19 protein-coding genes are annotated in these 17,968 nt (G+C 62.5%); 9 read left to right on the top strand and 10 right to left on the bottom strand.

Translation table 11 applies throughout. The annotated features are described in order from the left end of the window. Positions 1-57 precede the first annotated feature (57 nt). On the bottom strand, positions 58-522 hold the full coding sequence (locus DOCECA_RS02715; protein WP_024776354.1) for an outer membrane lipoprotein: 465 nt from the start codon (positions 520-522) through the stop codon (positions 58-60). A 172-nt stretch (positions 523-694) separates the two neighbouring features. On the opposite strand from DOCECA_RS02715, the gene DOCECA_RS02710 reads away from it, so the two are divergent. After that, positions 695-976 carry a hypothetical protein gene (locus tag DOCECA_RS02710; RefSeq protein WP_420764324.1) on the top strand — a complete coding sequence of 94 codons (282 nt, stop codon included), beginning with the start codon at positions 695-697 and terminating at the stop codon, positions 974-976. Here DOCECA_RS02710 and pdxH read toward each other — a convergent pair. From pdxH to dinG, 4 genes are all read right to left on the bottom strand, one after another. After that, the gene (gene pdxH, locus DOCECA_RS02705) at positions 924-1,571 is read right to left on the bottom strand and encodes a pyridoxamine 5'-phosphate oxidase (RefSeq protein ID WP_434609929.1); all 648 of its coding nucleotides are present in this window, start codon (positions 1,569-1,571) and stop codon (positions 924-926) included. The two genes, DOCECA_RS02710 and pdxH, sit on opposite strands and share 53 nt — an antisense overlap. 24 nt (positions 1,572-1,595) lie before the next feature. Next, the gene (locus tag DOCECA_RS02700) at positions 1,596-2,714 is read right to left on the bottom strand and encodes an OmpA family protein (protein WP_420764322.1); all 1,119 of its coding nucleotides are present in this window, start codon (positions 2,712-2,714) and stop codon (positions 1,596-1,598) included. 118 nt (positions 2,715-2,832) lie between these two features. Next, positions 2,833-3,978 (bottom strand): serine hydrolase domain-containing protein, encoded by a 1,146-nt coding sequence (locus tag DOCECA_RS02695; RefSeq protein WP_420764321.1) that lies wholly within the window; start codon positions 3,976-3,978, stop codon positions 2,833-2,835. Positions 3,979-4,120: 142 nt separating this feature from the next. Then, entirely contained in the window at positions 4,121-6,265 is a 2,145-nt protein-coding gene (dinG, locus tag DOCECA_RS02690) for an ATP-dependent DNA helicase DinG (protein ID WP_420764320.1), read from the bottom strand. Positions 6,266-6,363: 98 nt separating this feature from the next. Here dinG and DOCECA_RS02685 point away from each other — a divergent pair, with 98 nt between their 5' ends. After that, positions 6,364-6,828 carry a CopD family protein gene (locus DOCECA_RS02685; protein ID WP_420764319.1) on the top strand — a complete coding sequence of 155 codons (465 nt, stop codon included), beginning with the start codon at positions 6,364-6,366 and terminating at the stop codon, positions 6,826-6,828. A 51-nt stretch (positions 6,829-6,879) separates the two neighbouring features. Here the strand turns inward: DOCECA_RS02685 and DOCECA_RS02680 are convergent, their stop codons facing one another. The 4 genes from DOCECA_RS02680 to DOCECA_RS02665 form a co-directional block, all read right to left on the bottom strand. Then, entirely contained in the window at positions 6,880-7,638 is a 759-nt protein-coding gene (locus DOCECA_RS02680) for a collagen-like protein (RefSeq protein ID WP_420764318.1), read from the bottom strand. After that, positions 7,631-7,903, bottom strand: coding sequence for a DUF1145 domain-containing protein (locus tag DOCECA_RS02675; protein ID WP_420764317.1), 273 nt, complete (start codon positions 7,901-7,903; stop codon positions 7,631-7,633). Before DOCECA_RS02675 ends, DOCECA_RS02680 begins: the two co-directional genes overlap by 8 nt. 122 nt (positions 7,904-8,025) lie before the next feature. Further along, positions 8,026-8,751: an OmpA family protein gene (locus DOCECA_RS02670; protein WP_420764316.1), complete on the bottom strand. Its 726-nt coding sequence runs from the start codon at positions 8,749-8,751 to the stop codon at positions 8,026-8,028. A 90-nt stretch (positions 8,752-8,841) separates the two neighbouring features. Then, positions 8,842-9,537: an OmpA family protein gene (locus DOCECA_RS02665; protein WP_420764315.1), complete on the bottom strand. Its 696-nt coding sequence runs from the start codon at positions 9,535-9,537 to the stop codon at positions 8,842-8,844. 193 nt (positions 9,538-9,730) lie between these two features. Between DOCECA_RS02665 and DOCECA_RS02660 the strand changes: the two genes are divergently transcribed. From DOCECA_RS02660 to DOCECA_RS02645, 4 genes are all read left to right on the top strand, one after another. Further along, positions 9,731-10,228, top strand: a complete 498-nt coding sequence (locus DOCECA_RS02660) for a DUF6231 family protein (protein WP_420764314.1) — start codon at positions 9,731-9,733, stop codon at positions 10,226-10,228. Positions 10,229-10,242: 14 nt separating this feature from the next. Then, a complete protein-coding gene (locus DOCECA_RS02655) occupies positions 10,243-10,719 on the top strand; it encodes a YchJ family protein (RefSeq protein WP_434611530.1) in 477 nt (158 codons plus the stop codon). A gap of 67 nt (positions 10,720-10,786) precedes the next feature. Next, complete coding sequence (locus tag DOCECA_RS02650) at positions 10,787-11,272, top strand: LEA type 2 family protein (protein WP_420764313.1); 486 nt, start codon at positions 10,787-10,789, stop codon at positions 11,270-11,272. 5 nt (positions 11,273-11,277) lie between these two features. Beyond that, positions 11,278-11,478 carry an SEC-C metal-binding domain-containing protein gene (locus tag DOCECA_RS02645; protein ID WP_034146774.1) on the top strand — a complete coding sequence of 67 codons (201 nt, stop codon included), beginning with the start codon at positions 11,278-11,280 and terminating at the stop codon, positions 11,476-11,478. Positions 11,479-11,606: 128 nt separating this feature from the next. On the opposite strand, the gene DOCECA_RS02640 is transcribed toward DOCECA_RS02645, so the two are convergent. After that, the gene (locus DOCECA_RS02640; protein ID WP_434562628.1) at positions 11,607-12,164 is read right to left on the bottom strand and encodes a cysteine hydrolase family protein; all 558 of its coding nucleotides are present in this window, start codon (positions 12,162-12,164) and stop codon (positions 11,607-11,609) included. Positions 12,165-12,423: 259 nt separating this feature from the next. Here DOCECA_RS02640 and DOCECA_RS02635 point away from each other — a divergent pair, with 259 nt between their 5' ends. The 3 genes from DOCECA_RS02635 (at position 12,424) to DOCECA_RS02625 (ending at position 17,811) form a co-directional block, all read left to right on the top strand. Next, complete coding sequence (locus tag DOCECA_RS02635) at positions 12,424-14,874, top strand: penicillin acylase family protein (protein ID WP_445571417.1); 2,451 nt, start codon at positions 12,424-12,426, stop codon at positions 14,872-14,874. 220 nt (positions 14,875-15,094) lie between these two features. Further along, positions 15,095-16,126 (top strand): ligase-associated DNA damage response exonuclease, encoded by a 1,032-nt coding sequence (locus DOCECA_RS02630; protein WP_434701152.1) that lies wholly within the window; start codon positions 15,095-15,097, stop codon positions 16,124-16,126. Then, a complete protein-coding gene (locus DOCECA_RS02625) occupies positions 16,123-17,811 on the top strand; it encodes an ATP-dependent DNA ligase (RefSeq protein WP_445571416.1) in 1,689 nt (562 codons plus the stop codon). Before DOCECA_RS02630 ends, DOCECA_RS02625 begins: the two co-directional genes overlap by 4 nt. The last annotated feature ends 157 nt before the right edge of the window (positions 17,812-17,968 follow it).

Genomic DNA, 17,968 nt, shown 5'->3' with positions numbered 1-17,968 from the left:
GCTCGCGAAGAGGCCAGTTCATTCAACGTTATCAGCGGCGTTCGCGATCAAAGCCACTTAGTGGGAAACGCGACTGGTTCCACCGACAGTAGAAATCCGCACCCGCTCGCCCACGCGGAACACTTCATTCTCCTGAACCTGTTGAACATAGGCACGCATGCTGCCGTCGTCTTCACGAACCGTGATTTCAACACCCTGGGTACGGGTCAGGCCTTCTTCAGTGGCCGAACCGATCAAGCCGCCAGCCACCGCGCCGATTACGGCGGCAACGATGCTGCCACGGCCACCACCGATCGCGCTGCCACCCACGCCGCCTACTACAGCACCCGCCGCACCGCCGATAGGCGTCTTGGTGCCTTCGATCTTGACCGGACGCAGGGATTCAATAGTGCCCATGCGAATCGTCTGAACGCGACGCGCTTCGTCACGGGAGTAGGAGTCACCGGTCAGGCTCGACTGACAGCCAGTGAGCAACATCGCCATCGTGGAAAAGGAAGCAACCAGCAAAACAGACTTACGCATAGCATCAAACTCCAAAAGACAGGGATCCATTAAACTCCCCGGCTTGACACCTGTCACGGCCTCGCCGGGATAAAATTCTTTTCATTCAGGTGGGATACAGGCGCACCCGAGAAAATTCATCAAACATCAGCGCCAAATTCAGTCAGCAGCGTTACCGCTCCAAGGACTCTCCATGGATTACTTCATCATAGTCGCTACCACCCTAGCCGGCCTGTACTTCCACTGGTGGCTGTACGTACGCATCAAACGCTGGATGGACCGAGACCTGGCGCTGTCATTGGCGGGGCAGGATGAACCGAAAAAACACTACATGCTGCAACAACTGGCTCGCGCCCGCGAACAAGGCGTCAAGCGACGGGACCTGCCGCAATGGCTCCAGGCGGCAGCGGCAGGTTACCCCATCAAGGCGCCAGGCGCTCGCGAGTCCAATCCGCCCCTTGCAGGCGGTAGTTGAGACGATCATGCAGGCGACTGGGGCGCCCCTGCCAGAACTCGATGCGCTCGGGCAGCAAGCGGTAGCCGCCCCAGTGCTCGGGACAATGGGGTTGGCTGTCGCTGAAACGCTGCTCAGTGGCCTTGAGCAAGTCTTCCAGCTCGCCGCGCCCGGCAATCACCCGGCTCTGGGGAGAGGCCCAGGCACCAAGGCGGCTGCCCAGCGGTCGGACCTGGTAATAAGCGTCCGACTCCTGCGAAGTGACTTTCACTACCTTGCCTTCGATACGCACCTGACGCTCCAGTGTCGGCCAGAAAAACGTCATGGCCGCGTACGGATTCGCAGCCAGTTGCTGGCCTTTGGCGCTGTCGTAGTTGGTGAAGAAAGTAAAGCCCTGGGCATCCAGGCCCTTCAGTAGCAGGATCCGGCAGTGAGGCCGGCCGTCAGCGTCCACTGTTGCCAGGGTCATGGCATTGGCTTCCACCGGAGCTTGTTCGGTTTTCACCGCGTCGGCGAACCATTGGTGGAACAACGCGAACGGCTCGGCCGGGGCTTGCGCCTCGGTCAGGCCATCGCGGGTGTAGTCACGGCGCATATCAGCCAGCGCTTGGGTCATGGCGCGTTCCTTGTGATCAGCCAATCACTGTTTCTTGGAGGAGTCGGCGGCAGCAACTTTTTTCCCGTCAGCCGCGGCCTTGGCCGGTTCAGGTTTTTTCGCCGGAGTCGCCTTCTTGGCCGGGGCTTTTTTGGCCGGGGCCTTTGCAGGAGCCTTCTTGGCTGCGGCTTTCTTGGTTGCCGGCGCGGCGGATTTTTTCGCCGCCGGGGCCGGGGCAGGTGCCGCGGGCTTGACGTCCTGGGCAGCCACCATGGTCACCGGCGCAGGGGTCGGCATGTTGTACTTGCTCAACAACGCGACCATGGTATTGGCGGGCGTTACCAGCAATTCGACACGACGGTTCAAAGCCCGTCCCTCGACGCTATCGTTGGCCGCACGTGGCGCCACCGAGCCCATCCCGCGCAGCATCAGGCGATCACGCTGCAAGCCACTGAGCCGGAAGATCGCCGCGACGGATTGGGCGCGCTCCTGGCTGAGCTTCAGATTCGCCGGCGCCGCGCCCGACGTATCGGCGTGACCGAGGATCAGCACCGCGGTTTTCGGATCGGCCTCTAGAATCTTGGCGACGCGAGTGAACGGGCCGAGTGTCACCGGCAGTAGCATGGCCGGACGGTCCGGGTTGAACGAGCCGTCCACGGGAGCGGTGACCACCAGCACATTATCGCGGCGCTCCAGCTCAAGCTTGCTGTCCTTGATGGCGGTACGCAGCTTTGGCTCATAGTCGTCGAGCCAGGCCTGGGTGACTTTCGGGTCGGGCATCGGCACTGCCTTCGCGGTCTCCTGCTCTTTGCCACCGAACGGCCACCACCACTTGCCACTGCTCTCGGCTTGGGCCTTGGCGACGGTAGCCGGCGCCTTGGTTTCAGGCTTGGCGACAGGTTTCGCTTCTTCTTTCTTGGCGACATCGGCGCCATCGTCGGAGGAGAACGGCCACCACCAATGCGTGGCCCCCTCTGCCTTGGCTTGCGGCGCCACGGCGGCGGGCTTCAAGGGAGCCGGCGGGACCGGCTCCTTGGCCGCGACCTTGTCGGAGGACCCGAACGGCCACCAGCCACCGCCGCCCTCGGCATCATTTTGTGGGTTTTGTGCGCAACCGGTGATAGCGAAGCACAGCGCCAGAGCGAGGGTTTTGTTCGATGACATTGGATATCCACAAAATGATCTGAAGTAAAAAACGAAGGCCATGTTCCGGCCGCATAAACAGTCGCTTGGAAAGCGAAAACAACACCTTGTTCCTTTACCCACTACCGCCAATGGCGTTTTATAGACAAGTGGCAAGCACCCGTGCAAGGTTCTGGGCGCGTGGGTCCATCAAGACATAGGGCCCGAGGGTATTGGTCACGAACCCGAACGCAACGTCATGCTCAGGATCGGCGAAACCGATGGAGCCCCCTGCTCCGGGATGACCAAACGCCCGCGGCCCCAGGCCGTAGGTCGCATTGGGCACATCCGGTTGATCCAGCATGCAACCCAGGCCGAAACGGGTCTGGGTCAACAATGTCTTGTCCTCGCCGAAACTGTGCTGGCGAGTCAGTTCGTCGAGCATTTCACCTTCCAGCAAGCTTCCGTCCAGCAGGCCGGCGTAGAACCCGGCGAGACTGCGGGCGTTGCCGTGACCGTTGGCAGCCGGTTGCTGCATCCGCCGCCATTCCGGCTTGTTGGTGCTGGTCATGATCGATGGAGGGTTGGTGAAGGCCCGGGTGGTCATGGCCGTCGGTTCGCGCATCGTGACCTGCAACAGACGCTGGGCCGCTGCGTCGCCAACGTTGCCTTTGCCGCGGGCAATATGCGCCACGCGATGAAACTCTTCGTCGGCCAGGCCAACGTGGAAATCCAGTCCCAGGGGTTTGGCAACCCGGGCCACGATGGACTCGCCTGGCCCACGGCCATCGACCCTGCGCAACAATTCGCCCACCAACCAGCCGTACGTGATCGCGGCATAGCCGTGGCCCTCGCCGGGGGTCCACCAAGGCGTCTCGGCAGCCAGTGCATCGACCATGGTCTGCCAATCGTAAAGTGCCGCGGGGGCCATCAACTCCCTCAATGCGGGAAGTCCGGCCTGATGGCAGAGCAACTGGCGCAGGGTGACGGATTGCTTGCCCGCCGCCGCAAACTCAGGCCAATAGCGAGCGACCGGCGCGTCCAGTTGCAACTTGCCTTCGGCGACCAATTGCAAGGCGGTAACGGCGGTGAATGTCTTGGTGCAAGAAAACAGATTGGCGATGGTGTCGCAGTGCCAAGCCTCATGGCCATCCTTGTCGGCTGTGCCGGCCCAGAGGTCGATGACCGTGCTGCCCCCGACCTGGATGCACAACGCCGCGCCGCGCTCCTGCGGATCGTCAAACAGTGCCGCGAACGCTTCACGCACTGCTTCGAACTGAAGTTCGTAATGGCCTTGAATTTGCACCCGCAACTCCTTTGAAACACACGCTTTTTTCAGCTGGCTGGCATTGTTTCAGTCATTGATGTTTTTGTGAACCTTCGCGAGACGGCTGGTTAAGCGCAGTCTTGTGTGGCGAGGGAGCAAGCCCCCTCGCCACACAAGACCGTCAGGAAATCTCCCGCCGAAACGGTGGCAGCGCGTTGAGGATGGCCTTGCCATAACGTTGGGTCACCAGCCTGCGGTCGAGCAAAGTGATGGTGCCGCGGTCTTCCTCGGTGCGCAGCAAGCGACCGCAGGCCTGGACAAGTTTCAGCGAGGCGTCCGGCACGGAGATTTCCATGAACGGATTGCCACCCCGGGCTTCGATCCATTCGGCCAGCGCGGCTTCAACCGGGTCGTCCGGGACCGAGAACGGTATCTTTGCGATCACCACGTGCTCGCAATAGGCGCCGGGCAAGTCGACGCCTTCGGCAAAACTTGCCAGGCCGAACAGTACGCTGGAGTCGCCGCCATCGACCCGCGCCTTGTGTTTGTTCAGGGTCTCCTGCTTCGACAGATTGCCCTGGATGAACACCTGCTTGCGCCAGTCACGGTCGAGACCGTCGAACACGTCCTGCATCTGCTTGCGCGAGGAAAAAAGCACGAGGGTTCCACGGGAACCTTCCACCAGGTCCGGCAAGTCACGGATGATCGCCGCGGTGTGGGCCGCGGCGTCCCGTGGGTCGGCCTTGAGGTCGGGGACTCGCAACACGCCGGCGTCGGCATGGTGGAATGGGCTCGGGACCACGGCCGTCACGGCGATTTTCGGCAAGCCGGCGCGCATACGGAAACGGTCGAACGTACCCAGGGCGGTCAGCGTGGCGGACGTCACCAGCGCGCCGTAGGCAACGTTCCACAGGTTGCGCCGCAGCATGTCCGCCGCCAGGATCGGGCTGGCATTGACCTCGATGTCGAACAGCGAACCGCTCTCGGCCAGGGTCAACCAGCGCGCCATCGGTGGGTTGTCTTCCGGGTCTTCGGTGGTGAAAGCCGTCCACAGCTCCCAATTGCCTTGCGAGCGGGACAGCAGGCTGCCGAACAGCGGATACCATTCCTCGGCCTGGTTGCTGGCGATCCCGATGTTCACCTCGCCATCCATGCCTTCCTTGAGCAAGTCGGTCAGGCGCGTGAACAAATCCGTCAGGCGCGCGAAGCCCTTCTTGAGCTCGATGCCCATCTCGCGCATATGCTCGGGGATGATCCCGCCGACAAACCGATGGCGAGGCCGCTCGCGGCCCTCTACATCTTCGCCTGGCTTGAAATCAGCCACCTGTTCGCATGCGGTGAACATGAACTGCTGGTTCGTCTTGATCTCACGCGCGAGCTCGGGCACCTGTTCGATGAATTTGCCCAGGTCGCCCGGCAGTGGGTGCTGAGCCAACAGCTTGGTCAGGTTCTTCGCCGTGGTTTCCAGCCAGTCGGCGGTGGAGCGCAGCCGCGTGTAATGGGCGAAATGGCCGATGGCCTTGTCCGGCAGATGATGGCCTTCGTCGAACACGTAGATGGTGTCGCGCGGGTCCGGCAACACCGCACCACCGCCCAGGGCCAGGTCGGCCAGGACCATGTCGTGGTTGGTGACGATCACGTCGACCTTGCCCATGCCTTCGCGCGCCTTGTAGAAAGCACACTGGCCGAAGTTAGGGCAGTGACGATTGGTGCACTGGCTGTGATCCGTGGTCAGGCGCGACCAGTCGGCGTCTTCCAGGGCCGTTGACCAGCTGTCGCGGTCACCGTCCCACTTATTGCCGGCCAGTTTTTCAATCATGCTGGTAAACAGCTTCTGGCTCGCCTCGTCGACTTCGATCTTGAAGCCTTCCTCTTCGAACAACTGCGCGGTGGCGGTCTGGGCGTGGCCTTCCTGCAGCAACATGTCGAGCTTGGACAGGCACATATAGCGCCCGCGGCCCTTGGCCAGGGCGAAGGTAAAATTCAGCCCGCTGTTGCGCATCAGGTCGGGCAGGTCCTTGTAGACGATCTGCTCCTGCAGGGCGACGGTGGCTGTGGCGATCACCAGCCGCTTGCCGGCAGCCTTGGCGCTCGGAATCGCCGCCAGGCTGTAGGCCACGGTCTTGCCGGTACCGGTGCCGGCCTCGACCGCCACGACGGCCGGCTCGCCACTGCGCCGTCCTTCGTCATCGGTGTCGATGTCGCCCAGGACTTTTGCCACTTCGGCAATCATCAGGCGCTGGCCATATCGCGGCTTGAGGCTCTTGGCTTCGAGAAAACGCGAGTAGGCGCCCTGGATCGTGGTTTTGAGTTCGGTGCTGATCATGAATGTCGGGCGCAAAAAACGCTGGATAAATTTTCAGTGGTTCGGATCGGCGGCTATCATACCCCGCTAATGAATCTCGCGCAGAACGGAGTGACCCAATGACACCCTTTGCCCTCGTCTACACCCTGCATTTACTGGCGGCCCTGATCTGGGTCGGCGGCATGTTTTTCGCCTGGATGATCCTGCGTCCCGCCGCAATGACGGCGCTTGAAGGCCCCGCCCGGCTAAAACTATGGGTAGAAGTGTTTCAGCGTTTTTTTGTCTGGGTCTGGGTGGCGGTGGTGCTTTTGCCGATCAGCGGCGTAGGCCTGATCCACCTGCGCTTCACCGGCTTCGAAACCGCGCCACGTTATGTGCAGGTGATGATGGGGCTGTATATCGTGATGACGGCACTGTTCATCCGCATTCAGGGCCTGCAACTGCCTGCATTGCGCACCGCCGTGACGGCCCAGGACTGGCCGACTGGCGCAGCGATGCTGGGCAAGATACGCCGCTTGGTGGGCATCAATCTGTTGATCGGGTTGCTGGTGGTGGCGATAGGCGCGGCGCGGCCGATGTTTTGATATCGCATCAAACCCAGTGGGAACCCGCTCCCACTGGGTCATGAATGTTATTCAGAACCGCTGCACCGTCACCGCGCCCGCCGTTCCGGCAGGCCCTGGCTGGCCATCGGCGCCTGGCCGGCCGCTCTTGCCACCGTCGGCGGTATAGACCAGGCATCCCTTGGCCTTGCCGCCTGCTCCGGGTTTGCCACCGTGCCCAGGTTTGCCGCCGGCGCCGCCGTCCACCGTGACCTTTATCTGTTCATCGGGGTAGGCGCGAGGCAACTCGAGCCGCACCAGCGCACCGGCCGCGCCCGGCTGGCCGTCGCCGCCATTGCTGCCGTCGGCGCCGCGACCGGCCGAACCCCAGGTACACCCCGGAGCTTGTCCGTTGGCGCCGTCGAGCCCCACATAACCTGGCGCACCGCTGCCGCCACGGGCATCGACTGACAGTAGCGGTGCGTTCAGCGCATTGAAGCGCAGGTTGAGATTGCGCCCCGGCCGCGCCGCCTTCGTGTAGGTTCCCGGCGCGCCGCGAGCCGTGATCTGGCTGCCTTCGTCCAGTTCGGCCTGGGCCACCTTCATCTCCAATGCCTGTTGCGCCGGCACGATCGCAATGCGTGCCTCGCGCCCCAGGTGCAGCTCTGCGATGGACAGTTGCGTGACGTTCGAAGGCACCAACAGCGTGCCGTAATCGGCCACATCCAAGCGCTCCAGGGCCAGCACGCTGGTGGTGTTCGGCAGGCGCATCAAGGAATTGCTTTCGACCTGAACCACTTGGGCACAGGCCAACGGGCACACGAATGCCGCGAGTAGACACAATTTACGCATGGGAAGCCTCTGGCGCGGTCGGAAGGGTTTGCAAGTGGAAGATGCCGAACAGCAGCACTCGGAGGCGATCACGGCCCGGAGCGGGACGCCCGCGAAACTGTGCCCTGAACAACAACAGCTCAAGCAAATGGACCGCCAGCAACAGCGCCCCGGCGAGATTGACCAAGACATGCAGCGGGTGGACAAACGGCAAGAGCAGGTTGACCAGCACCACCAGCCAGAACAGCAGGGTCAACAAGCGCCCCAGCCCCCAAAACACCTTCATACGCCCCCCATTCGAAATTATTCTTTGCGTGAACAGTAACGGCTCGCGCAAAGGATAAGCCAGAGGGCCGGGCAAATTTAATTTTGCGATCCGACGGCTCTGGCCCTTTGTCGCAACGGTTATCAACGCTGGATGCGCAACTCAACCCGACGGTTCTGGGCGCGGCCTTCGTCGGTCTCGTTGTCGGCCACCGGTTCGCTTTCGCCCTTGCCTTCACTGGTGACTTTTGCCGGCGCCACGCCCTGGGTCAGCAAATACTCCACGACGCTGCCGGCCCGGCGCTCGGAAAGGCCTTCGTTATAAGCGTCGGTACCGACACTGTCGGTATGGCCGACCACGCGAATGCTCGCGACGTTGGCGTGGCTCAGCTTGCCCATCAGCTCGTCGAGCTGGCTTCGAGCCGCCGGGGTGAGATCGGATTTATCGAATTCGAACAGCACCTTGCCGGTGTCATTGAGGGTGATGACTTCACTGGTCGGCGTTTGCGGCTCGTCCGGTGGTGCGCTGGCCGGATACTGCGGCAGCGGGCAGCCGTGATGTTCAACGGCCGTACCGGCCGGCGTGTCGGGGCAACGGTCGCGACGATCGAACACGCCATCGTCATCTTCGTCGCCATCCTGGGCATAACAGATCAAGCCTCCGCCGAGCAGCCCCAACGCGGCGCCACCGGCCGCCCAGCCAGTGCTTTCGATGGCACCCAGACCGCCGCCGACGAGCCCGCCGATCAGGCTGCAGATCGGCCAGGTGCGTTGATTGAGTGATGCGCTGCCGTCGCTGTGAGTGGCGCAACCGGATAACAGACTGCTCGCGAGCAGCACCGGCATGGCAACCCTGATGAGAACCTTCATGATGAATGCTCCTGTGTCACCGGCCCATACCGGTCACACAGGAGTAAAGACCCGCATCCGCGACTGTACAAGCCGCGGATGACAAGGGTTTCAACGGTTTATCTTGATTTCGGTACGACGGTTCATCGCCCGGCCATCAGCAGTTTTGTTGTCCGCCACCGGCTGGCCTTCCCCGGCGCCTTCCACCGAGACGAAACTGGCGCGAGGCACGCCGCTTTCCACCAGGTACTGCACCACGGAATTGGCGCGTTTTTCCGACAGTCTCTGGTTGTAGGCATCACTGCCGACACTGTCGGTGTGCCCCGTCACCCGCAGTTGCGCGGTGGAGGTTTCCTGTTTCAACCGGGTCGCGATGGTGCTCAGTACTTCCTTGTCGGTTGGTGTCAGCGTGGCCTTGTTGAATTCGAAATGCACATCGCGCACCACGATCGTTTCTTCCTTGACCACTACCGGCTCTTCGGCCATTGGCGCCGGGGCGGGCGGTGGGCAGCCGTCGGCGTCGACCTGCACGCCTTTCGGTGTGCCCGGGCACTTGTCGCGGCTGTCCGGGACGCCATCGCCGTCTTCGTCGCCATCGCCATGGGCCCAGCACCAACCTGCCGCCACGGTGCCGGCCACCAACGCGCCCGGCCCAATCCAGGAACTGCTCTCGATGGCGCCCAATCCCGCGCCCACGACACCACCGGTGGCCGCACAGATCGGCCAGTCGGTTTTCTGCAAACCTGCGCAACCAGTCAACACACTCGTTAGCAGAACCAGGGGTAACGCTGTCCGAACTATGCTCATCGGGTTTTCTCCTTGAAGGATCGGCTTCGCCGCCGATTCAGGGGAGTAAAGACCGGACTTCGGATCTGCGCCAGCCCCAACGATTACAGGTTTTCGCCACGTGTTTGCGCAGGTTCCGTACGTTCGTGGACAAACCGCTCTAGGCCATGATGTCCGGGCAGGCTATCTTGGCGGTTCTGATTGAGGAACTTCGATGACCGTTGCCATTTCTTCGCGTACGCCCCAGCAAGCCCTGGCCGCCGTGCTTGACCGTTACGCCCCGCAAAGGCTGCTGCTGATCGGCGCCAGCAGCTTTCCTGCGCTGGAGGCGTTCCAGCAGGCCCATCCCGCCACCGAAGTGGTCCACGCCGGCCCCGGCGCGCTGCCGGCGGACGTGGCGGCGCGGCGTTTCGACCTGGCCCTTGCGCTCGATTGCCTGGAGCATTTGCCCAAGCGCGACGGTCTGAACCTGTTGGGCGGCATCCGCAATCTCAACGCCAGCCGGATTGCGGTGCTGGCCGACCTCAACGCCTGCGGCTGGCAGGAAACGGACTTCTTTTCCCTGGCCTTGCAAGCCAGCGAGCGGTTCCAGCGCGAGGACCAGGTGCTGACCCTGTTTACCTACGATCTGCTTGAATACAAGCAGGTCCCCGACTGGCTCAACTCACGGTTTTGGGCTAACCCCGAAAACTTTGGAAAATATTGGTGGTAGCTGTGGACACAAGCCTGCACACGACCATTTGCCCTTGTGGCAGTGGCAACCCATTGGATGGCTGCTGCGGCCGTTACCATGACGGCCATCCCGCGCCCTGTGCCGAAGCCTTGATGCGCTCGCGCTACAGCGCTTATGTACTGGGCCTTGTGGACTACCTGGTCAGCACCACTCTGCCGGCCCAGCAGGATGGCCTCGATCGCCAGTCCATCAGCGAATGGAGCGCCAGGAGCACCTGGCTGGGGCTGGAAGTGGAAAGCAGCGAAGTGTTCGGCGGCCAACCGGAACACGCTTTCGTTACGTTCACCGCGCGCTGGCACGACGGCCAAGGTGAGCACAGCCATCGCGAACAGTCATCGTTCGTGCAGAACGGCGGGCGTTGGTACTTCATCGACCCCACCGTGCCGGTGAAGATCGGCCGCAACGACAGTTGCCCTTGTGGCAGCGGGCATAAATTCAAAAAATGCTGCGCCGGGTATTTCAATCGCTGATTTTGCAAACGTCTGACGCTCGTCCACCACCCGAGGGCTAAACTGGGGACAAACCAGAGGCACGGACATGACCTTCAAACTCCAATGGCTATGCGTCACCTGCCTGCTACTGATCGTAGGGCTCGGCGGTTGCGCGTCCTGGCAAGCTGAAGAGGCACCCGAGCCGCGAGTCCACCTGGTCAAGGTCGAGGTGGTGCGGGCGCGCCTGGTGGAGCAAAGGTTCATGCTGCACTTTCGCGTCGACAACCCCGGTGATAGCGACCTCACCGTGCGCGGCCTGACCTACCGGGTTCATTTGGGCGACCTCTTGCTGACCGAAGGCGAGCATGAGCACTGGTTCACGGTTCGCCCCGGACGCAGCGGGTATTTCAAGCTGCCGGTTCGCACCAACCTGTGGCCCCAGGTGCGGGAGCTGGTAAAGCTGTTGGAGAAACCTCGTGAGCAGATCCCCTATCGCCTGGAAGGTGAGCTGGAAACCGGTTTATTCATCGCCCACTACGTGCACCTGGAGCGCAATGGCGTGATAATCGCCGCCGATTTAATTGCGGAGTAACCCCGATGACACAGCAACCCCATGTCCATGGCCCTGATTGCAACCACGATCATGACCACCACGACCATGATCACGGCCACGTCCATGGCCCGAACTGCGGCCACGCCCACCAAGAGCCCGTGCGCAATGCCTTGAAGGATGTGGGCCGCAACGATCCATGCCCTTGCGGCAATGGCAAGAAATTCAAGAAGTGCCACGGGGCTTGATGGCTAAAAAGTTTTTTGCCTGTTAGACCGTCATCGCGAGCAAGCTAGCTCCCACAGGATTCAAAGTCCGCCTAAGAATGTTGTGGGAGCGAGCCTGCTCGCGATGCGGCCGCCCTGTACCCCATCCATTACCCCGCCTGCAGAATCTGCATCACACTGACCACCGTCGCATATTCCCCGTGCAGGTTAGCCAGGGACATCCCATGCACCTCGGCAGCCGAACGGGCATTGCCGAAGTAATCGGCCTTGTCGAAGGTGAAACAGGCGTCTTCGGCCACCCATGTATCGAATCCCAGGTTGCCGGCCGTCCGCGCGGTGGACTCCACCGAATTGTTCGTCGCGACGCCGACGATCACCAGTTGCCCGATTCCCGCACCGCGCAAATCCGCCTCCAGGGAGGTGCCGCAGAACGCATCCGGCACCTGCTTTTGAACCAACCGCTCCCCGGCCATCGGCTCGAACCGTTCCTGGACTTGCACGCCTGATTGCCCGGGCCAGAACACCGAGTCTTCAGAGCGGGACAGATGGTGGACATGGATGACAGGCCGCGCCGAATTCCGCCAGCGGGCAAGCAGCTCAAGCATGCGCAGCTCCGCCTCGGGGTTGTTGCGGGGGCCGAGCTTGGGGTGGAGGATGCCTTTTTGTTGATCGATAAGAATCAGCGCCGCGTTTTTCTGTAGATCCATGTCGGATTTCCCATGATCGATCGTTGGATTTTGCACCACTTGAACATCACCGTTCCCTACGAGCAAGTCGTCGATCGGCCCGTGGCGAGGGGCCGCTTCATCGCCACGTGTTCAGCGGATTGCGGGCTTCGCCGCAGGCTTCGCCGCGGGCTTTCATCGCCAAATCAACAAATAACCCCACCGCCCGCTTGCGCGGCCCCTCCCTGCTCACTAACGTAGCGCCTTTATTGGTGCCACCCCCTCCCGCAGGAGCTTTGCCATGGCCTCGCCAGCCTTTATTTCCCTCATTCCCAAGCTCGGCGTAGCCGCAGCAGTGGCCAGTGTGCTCGGTTTGAGCGGTTGCCAGGCCTGGAATACCCAGGACACTGTCCCGCCTACCACCGGCGTGCAACCGCTCAAGGGGCTGGCGCAGAATGTCTCGGTCCGGCGCAACGCGATGGGCATGCCGTTGATCGAAAGCAACAGTTTCCACGACGCCCTGTTCGCCCTCGGCTATGTCCACGCCAGTGATCGGATCACGCAGATGGCGACCCTGCGCCTGCTTGCCCAAGGTCGGCTGGCGGAAATGTCCGGGGCCGAACGGCTCGATATCGACCGCTATATGCGGGCGGTGAACCTGAAGAAAAACGCCGACGAGCTTTATAAAGCGTCATCGCCGCGCCTCAAGCGATTCTTTGAAGTCTATGCCCGGGGCGTCAATGCCTACCTGTTCCGCTATCGCGACAAGTTGCCGGCGGACTTGGCTGCCACCGGCTACAAGCCCGAATACTGGAAGCCGGAAGACTCGGCGCTGCTGTTCTGCCTGCTGAATTTCAGCCAGTCGGCCAACTTGCCGGAAGAGCTGGCCACCCTGGTGCTGGCCCAGACCGTCACAAACGACAAACTGGCCTGGCTGAGCCCGTCCTACCCCGATGAACCGCTGCCCCTGGCGGAAGCCGATAAACTTCAGGGCGTCCGCCTCAATGGCCAGGTGCCCGGCCTGGACCAAATCAGCAAGGCTGGCGCCCAGTTGTCCGACCTGAATCTGTTGGGCGCAGCGTTTTCGAGCAACTGGGCCATCGCCCCGCAACGCAGCCGCAACGGTAAAAGCCTGTTGGCCAGCGACAGCCATGGCCCGCTGGGCGTGCCGTCGCTCTGGAGCCCGGTGCAGATCCGCGCGCCCAAGTACCAGGCGGCCGGGCTTTCCGTGGCGGGTATTCCGATGATCCTGGCCGGCTTCAACGGCCACGTGGCGTGGAGCATGACCAGCGTCCTTGGTGACAACCAAGACCTGTTCCTGGAAAAGATCCGACGCCAGGGCAACGGGCTGTCCTACGAAGTGAACGGCAAATGGCAGCCGGCGACCGTGCGCAACGAAACCTATTTCATCAAGGGTCAACGGTCTATTCGTGAAGCCGTGTACGAGACCCGCCACGGCCCCCTGCTCAACAGCGCCCAAGGCCCGGCCATGGCCAACGGTCTGGGGCTGGCCTTGCAATTGCCGAGCTTCACCGACGACAAGACCCTGGATGCGTTCTTCGATCTGTCACGCTCGCGAAATATCGAGAAAGCCTCGGATGCGAGCCGGGAGATTCGCGCCCTGGCGGTGAACATGGTGTTTGCCGACGCGCGCAACATCGGCTGGCAAGTGACCGGCCGCTACCCCAACCGCCGTGAAGGCGAAGGATTGCTGCCATCGCCCGGCTGGGAGGGTCGCTATGACTGGGACGGTTATGCCGACCCGATGCTGCACCCCTACGACCAGGACCCGGTCCAGGGTTGGCTCGGCACTACCAACCAGCGGGTCATTCCCCATGGCTACGGCATGCAATTGTCCAACTCCTGGGCGGCGCCGGAGCGTGGCGAGCGCCTGGCCGAACTGGCCGGCGCCGGCAAGCACGACGCCCGCAGCCTGAGCGCCATGCAATATGACCAGACCACGACGTTCGCGGCCAAACTCAAGAAAGTCTTCGAAGCCCCAGGCATGGCCCAGCCGCTGAAACAGGCGATCGAAGCCCTGCCGGTGGCGGACCGGGCCAAGGCTCGCGAGGCCTACACCCGCCTGATGGCGTTCGACGGCAGGCTCAGCCCGGTGTCCACCGACGCGGCGCTCTACGAGCTGTTCCTGCAGGAAAGCATGAAGCAGACGTTCCTCGATGAACTGGGTCCGGAAAGCAGCCCGGCTTGGAAAGCACTGGTCGCGAACGGCCAACGATCCTACTCGGCCCAGGCCGATCACCTGCTCGGCCGCGAGGACAGCCCGTTCTGGGACGACGTGCGCACCCCGCAGAAAGAAGACAAGGCCGTGATCCTGGCTCGCAGCCTGGCAGCGGCAATCACTGTCGGCGAGAGCCAACTGGGCAGCGACCACACCACTTGGCAGTGGGGGAAACTGCACCGCTACGAGTGGAAAAACACCAGCGGCCAGGTCGTACGTGGGCCGTTGGCGGCTGGCGGTGATGGCACCACGCTCAATGCCGCCGCATTCGCCTGGGGCCAGGATTTCAACACCGCCCTGGCGCCGGCCCTGCGCTTGATCGTCGATTTCAGCCAGCCCGAGCCGTTGACGATCCAGGGCGGCGCCGGTCAATCGGGGAACCCGGCCAGCCCGAACTATGTGAACGGCATCGATCCGTGGATCAAGGCGCAGTATCAAAGCCTGCCGATGCAACCGCAGAACTTTGATCGCGGGTATGGCAAGGCGCGGTTGACGTTGGTGCCTGGAAAATAACCTGGAACGGCCTTTGAGATTTGCGGTGAGTTGAAAATTGCCATCTCGAGCAAGCTCGCTCCCACAATGAGGCGGTGTTGAGTTCCGTATTTCCGCATCACACCAAGCCACTGTGGGAGCGAGCTTGCTCGCGATGGCGTCAGTCCGTCCTCTGAAAACCGATCGAACTTCTCCCCCCGCCCCCGCCTCTACCTGACAAGCCCATCGCCCCGGTGACCGCATGGATCTTGTCATTGCCCGCCCCGAAGGCCTGTACTGTCCGCCCGGAGATTTCTACATCGACCCCTGGCGCCCGGTAGAACGCTCAGTGATTACCCACGCCCACGGCGATCATGCCCGCGGCGGCAACCAGCACTACCTCGCAGCGGCCCCCGGCGAAGGCATTCTCCGTTCCCGGCTGGGCCAGGACATCAACCTGCAAACCCTGCCCTATGGCGAACGCCTGCGGCATCACGGCGTGACGCTGAGCTTTCATCCCGCCGGCCATGTGCTGGGCTCGGCCCAGGTCAGGTTGGAATACGAAGGCGAAGTGTGGGTCGCCTCCGGCGATTACAAAGTCGAGCCCGACGGCACCTGCGCACCGTTCGAGCCGGTGAAATGTCACACGTTCATCACCGAATCCACCTTCGGCCTGCCGATCTATCGCTGGCAACCCCAGGCGCAAGTCTTTGATGAGATCAACCAGTGGTGGCGCGGGAACATTGCCGCCGGCCGGGCCAGCGTGTTGTTCTGCTATTCCTTCGGCAAGGCCCAGCGGATTCTCCACGGCATCGATGAAAGCCTCGGGCCGATCCTCGCCCACGGCGCGGTGGAACCGTTGAACCGGGTGTACCGAGAAGCAGGTATTCACCTGCCGCCGACACTTTATGCGGGCGATTTCAAAAAGAACGACCCGATCATGAGCCAGGCGCTGATCATTGCTCCACCTTCCGCCGGCGGTAGCAGCTGGATGCGTCGTTTCGGCGACTACAGCGACGCCTTCGCCAGTGGCTGGATGCGCCTGCGCGGCACCCGTCGGCGCCGCGGCGTGGACCGCGGATTCGTGTTGTCCGACCACGCCGACTGGCCTGGCCTGCTCTGGGCCGTCGAGCAGACCGGCGCCGAGCGGGTCATGGTCACCCATGGTTCGGTCGCCGTGCTGGTGCGCCACCTTTGCGAACAAGGTCTCGACGCCCAGGGTTTCACCACCGAGTACGGCGACGATGAAGAAGACCTCGCCCAGGCACCCGTCAGCGGCGAGGAGGCACCATGAAAGCCTTCGCCGAGCTGTATGCCGAACTGGACGCCACCACCTCCAGCAACGCCAAGCTGGCCGCCATGCAGGATTATTTCGGCAAGGCATCGCCGGAAGATGCCGCCTGGGCTGTGTACTTCCTCTCCGATGGCCGTCCACGGCAACTGGTGCCGGTGAAAATCCTGCGTGAGCTGGCGGTCCGGGTGTCCGGGTTGTCGCTCTGGCTGTTCGAGGAGAGTTATCAGGCCGTGGGCGACCTGGCCGAAACCATTTCTCTGGTCCTTCCCGAATCGACCCACAACAGCGACGAGGGCCTGGCGCTTTGGATCGAAGAGAAACTGTTGCCGCTGCGCGGTGAGTCGCCCGAGGTCCTGGCTCAACGGCTTCCGGCGCTATGGGCGCAGCTCGACCGGTCGAGCCTGATGCTCTGCATCAAGCTGATCACCGGCAGTTTCCGCGTCGGTGTGTCCAAGCTATTGGTGACCCGTGCCCTGGCGACAATGGCCGGGCTGGACAGCAAACGGGTGGCCCAACGACTGGTGGGCTACACCGATCTGTCCCATCGTCCCACGGCGGCCAGCTACCTCAAGCTGATCGCCGCCGAGTCCGACGATGAACATGCCCAGCGCGGCGGCCAGCCATATCCGTTCTTCCTGGCACACGCCCTGTCGCAACCGGCGGAGCAATTCGACACCCTGCTGGGGCCAGCCAGTGACTGGCAGGTTGAGTGGAAATGGGACGGGATCCGCGCCCAGGTGATCAAGCGCGACGGCCACTTGTGGATCTGGTCCCGAGGCGAGGACCTGGTCACCGAACGATTCCCGGAACTGCACCCCCTGGCCCAGGCGTTGCCCGACGGCACGGTAATCGACGGCGAGATCGTCGTCTGGAAAGCGCCGCAGTCAGTCACCGACGACGCTTTCGACCCGCAGGCGCCGCTGCAACCTGCGGTGCAACCCTTCGCCTTGTTGCAACAACGCATTGGTCGCAAGACCCTGGGCAAGAAAATCCTCGAAGACGCCCCCGTGGTGGTGATGGCCTATGACCTGCTGGAATGGCAAGGCGAGGACTGGCGCAGCCGGCCCCAGGCCGAGCGTCGCGAACAGCTGGAAACGTTGGTCGCCCGTTGCCACAGCCCCGTGCTGTTGCCGTCGCCCGTCGTGACCGGCCGGGACTGGCTCGACCTCGCCCGCCAGCGCGAAGCCTCACGCAGCCTCGGCGTCGAAGGCATGATGCTCAAGGCCCGCAATGCGCTGTACGGCGTCGGGCGGACCAAGGACATGGGTGTTTGGTGGAAATGGAAAATCGACCCGTTCAGCGTCGATGCCGTGTTGATCTACGCCCAACGCGGCCATGGCCGACGCGCCAGCCTGTACAGCGACTACACCTTCGCGGTGTGGGACAACCCGCCGGGCAGTCGCGAACGCACGCTGGTGCCGTTCGCCAAGGCTTATTCAGGCCTGACCGATGCACAAATGCGCCAGGTCGACAGCATCGTGCGCAAGACCACCGTGGAAAAGTTCGGCCCGGTAAGCAGCGTCACCCCCACCTTGGTGTTCGAGTTGGGCTTTGAAGGCATCGCCCTGTCCAAGCGCCACAAGAGTGGGATCGCGGTGCGCTTCCCGCGAATGTTGCGTTGGCGCCAGGATAAGAGCGTCGATGAGGCCGACACACTGGCAACTCTTCAGGACTTGCTGAAATAACACCCCTCGCCACAAAAAACCGTTCGTCTTTTGCCATAGCGTTTTTCCAAACAGCGCACGCTCCATCCCGGTGCGCTTTTTGATGTACGCTCATCCCCGCGCACCACCGCGTTCCGTCACCTGCCGCGAGTGCTTTTAAAACACTTGTTCGGCACCA

It is taken from the genome of Pseudomonas sp. E102, assembly GCF_052660185.1.
The sequence above is the reverse complement of the archived record's forward strand: the minus strand, read 5'-3'. Positions and strand labels throughout refer to the sequence as shown.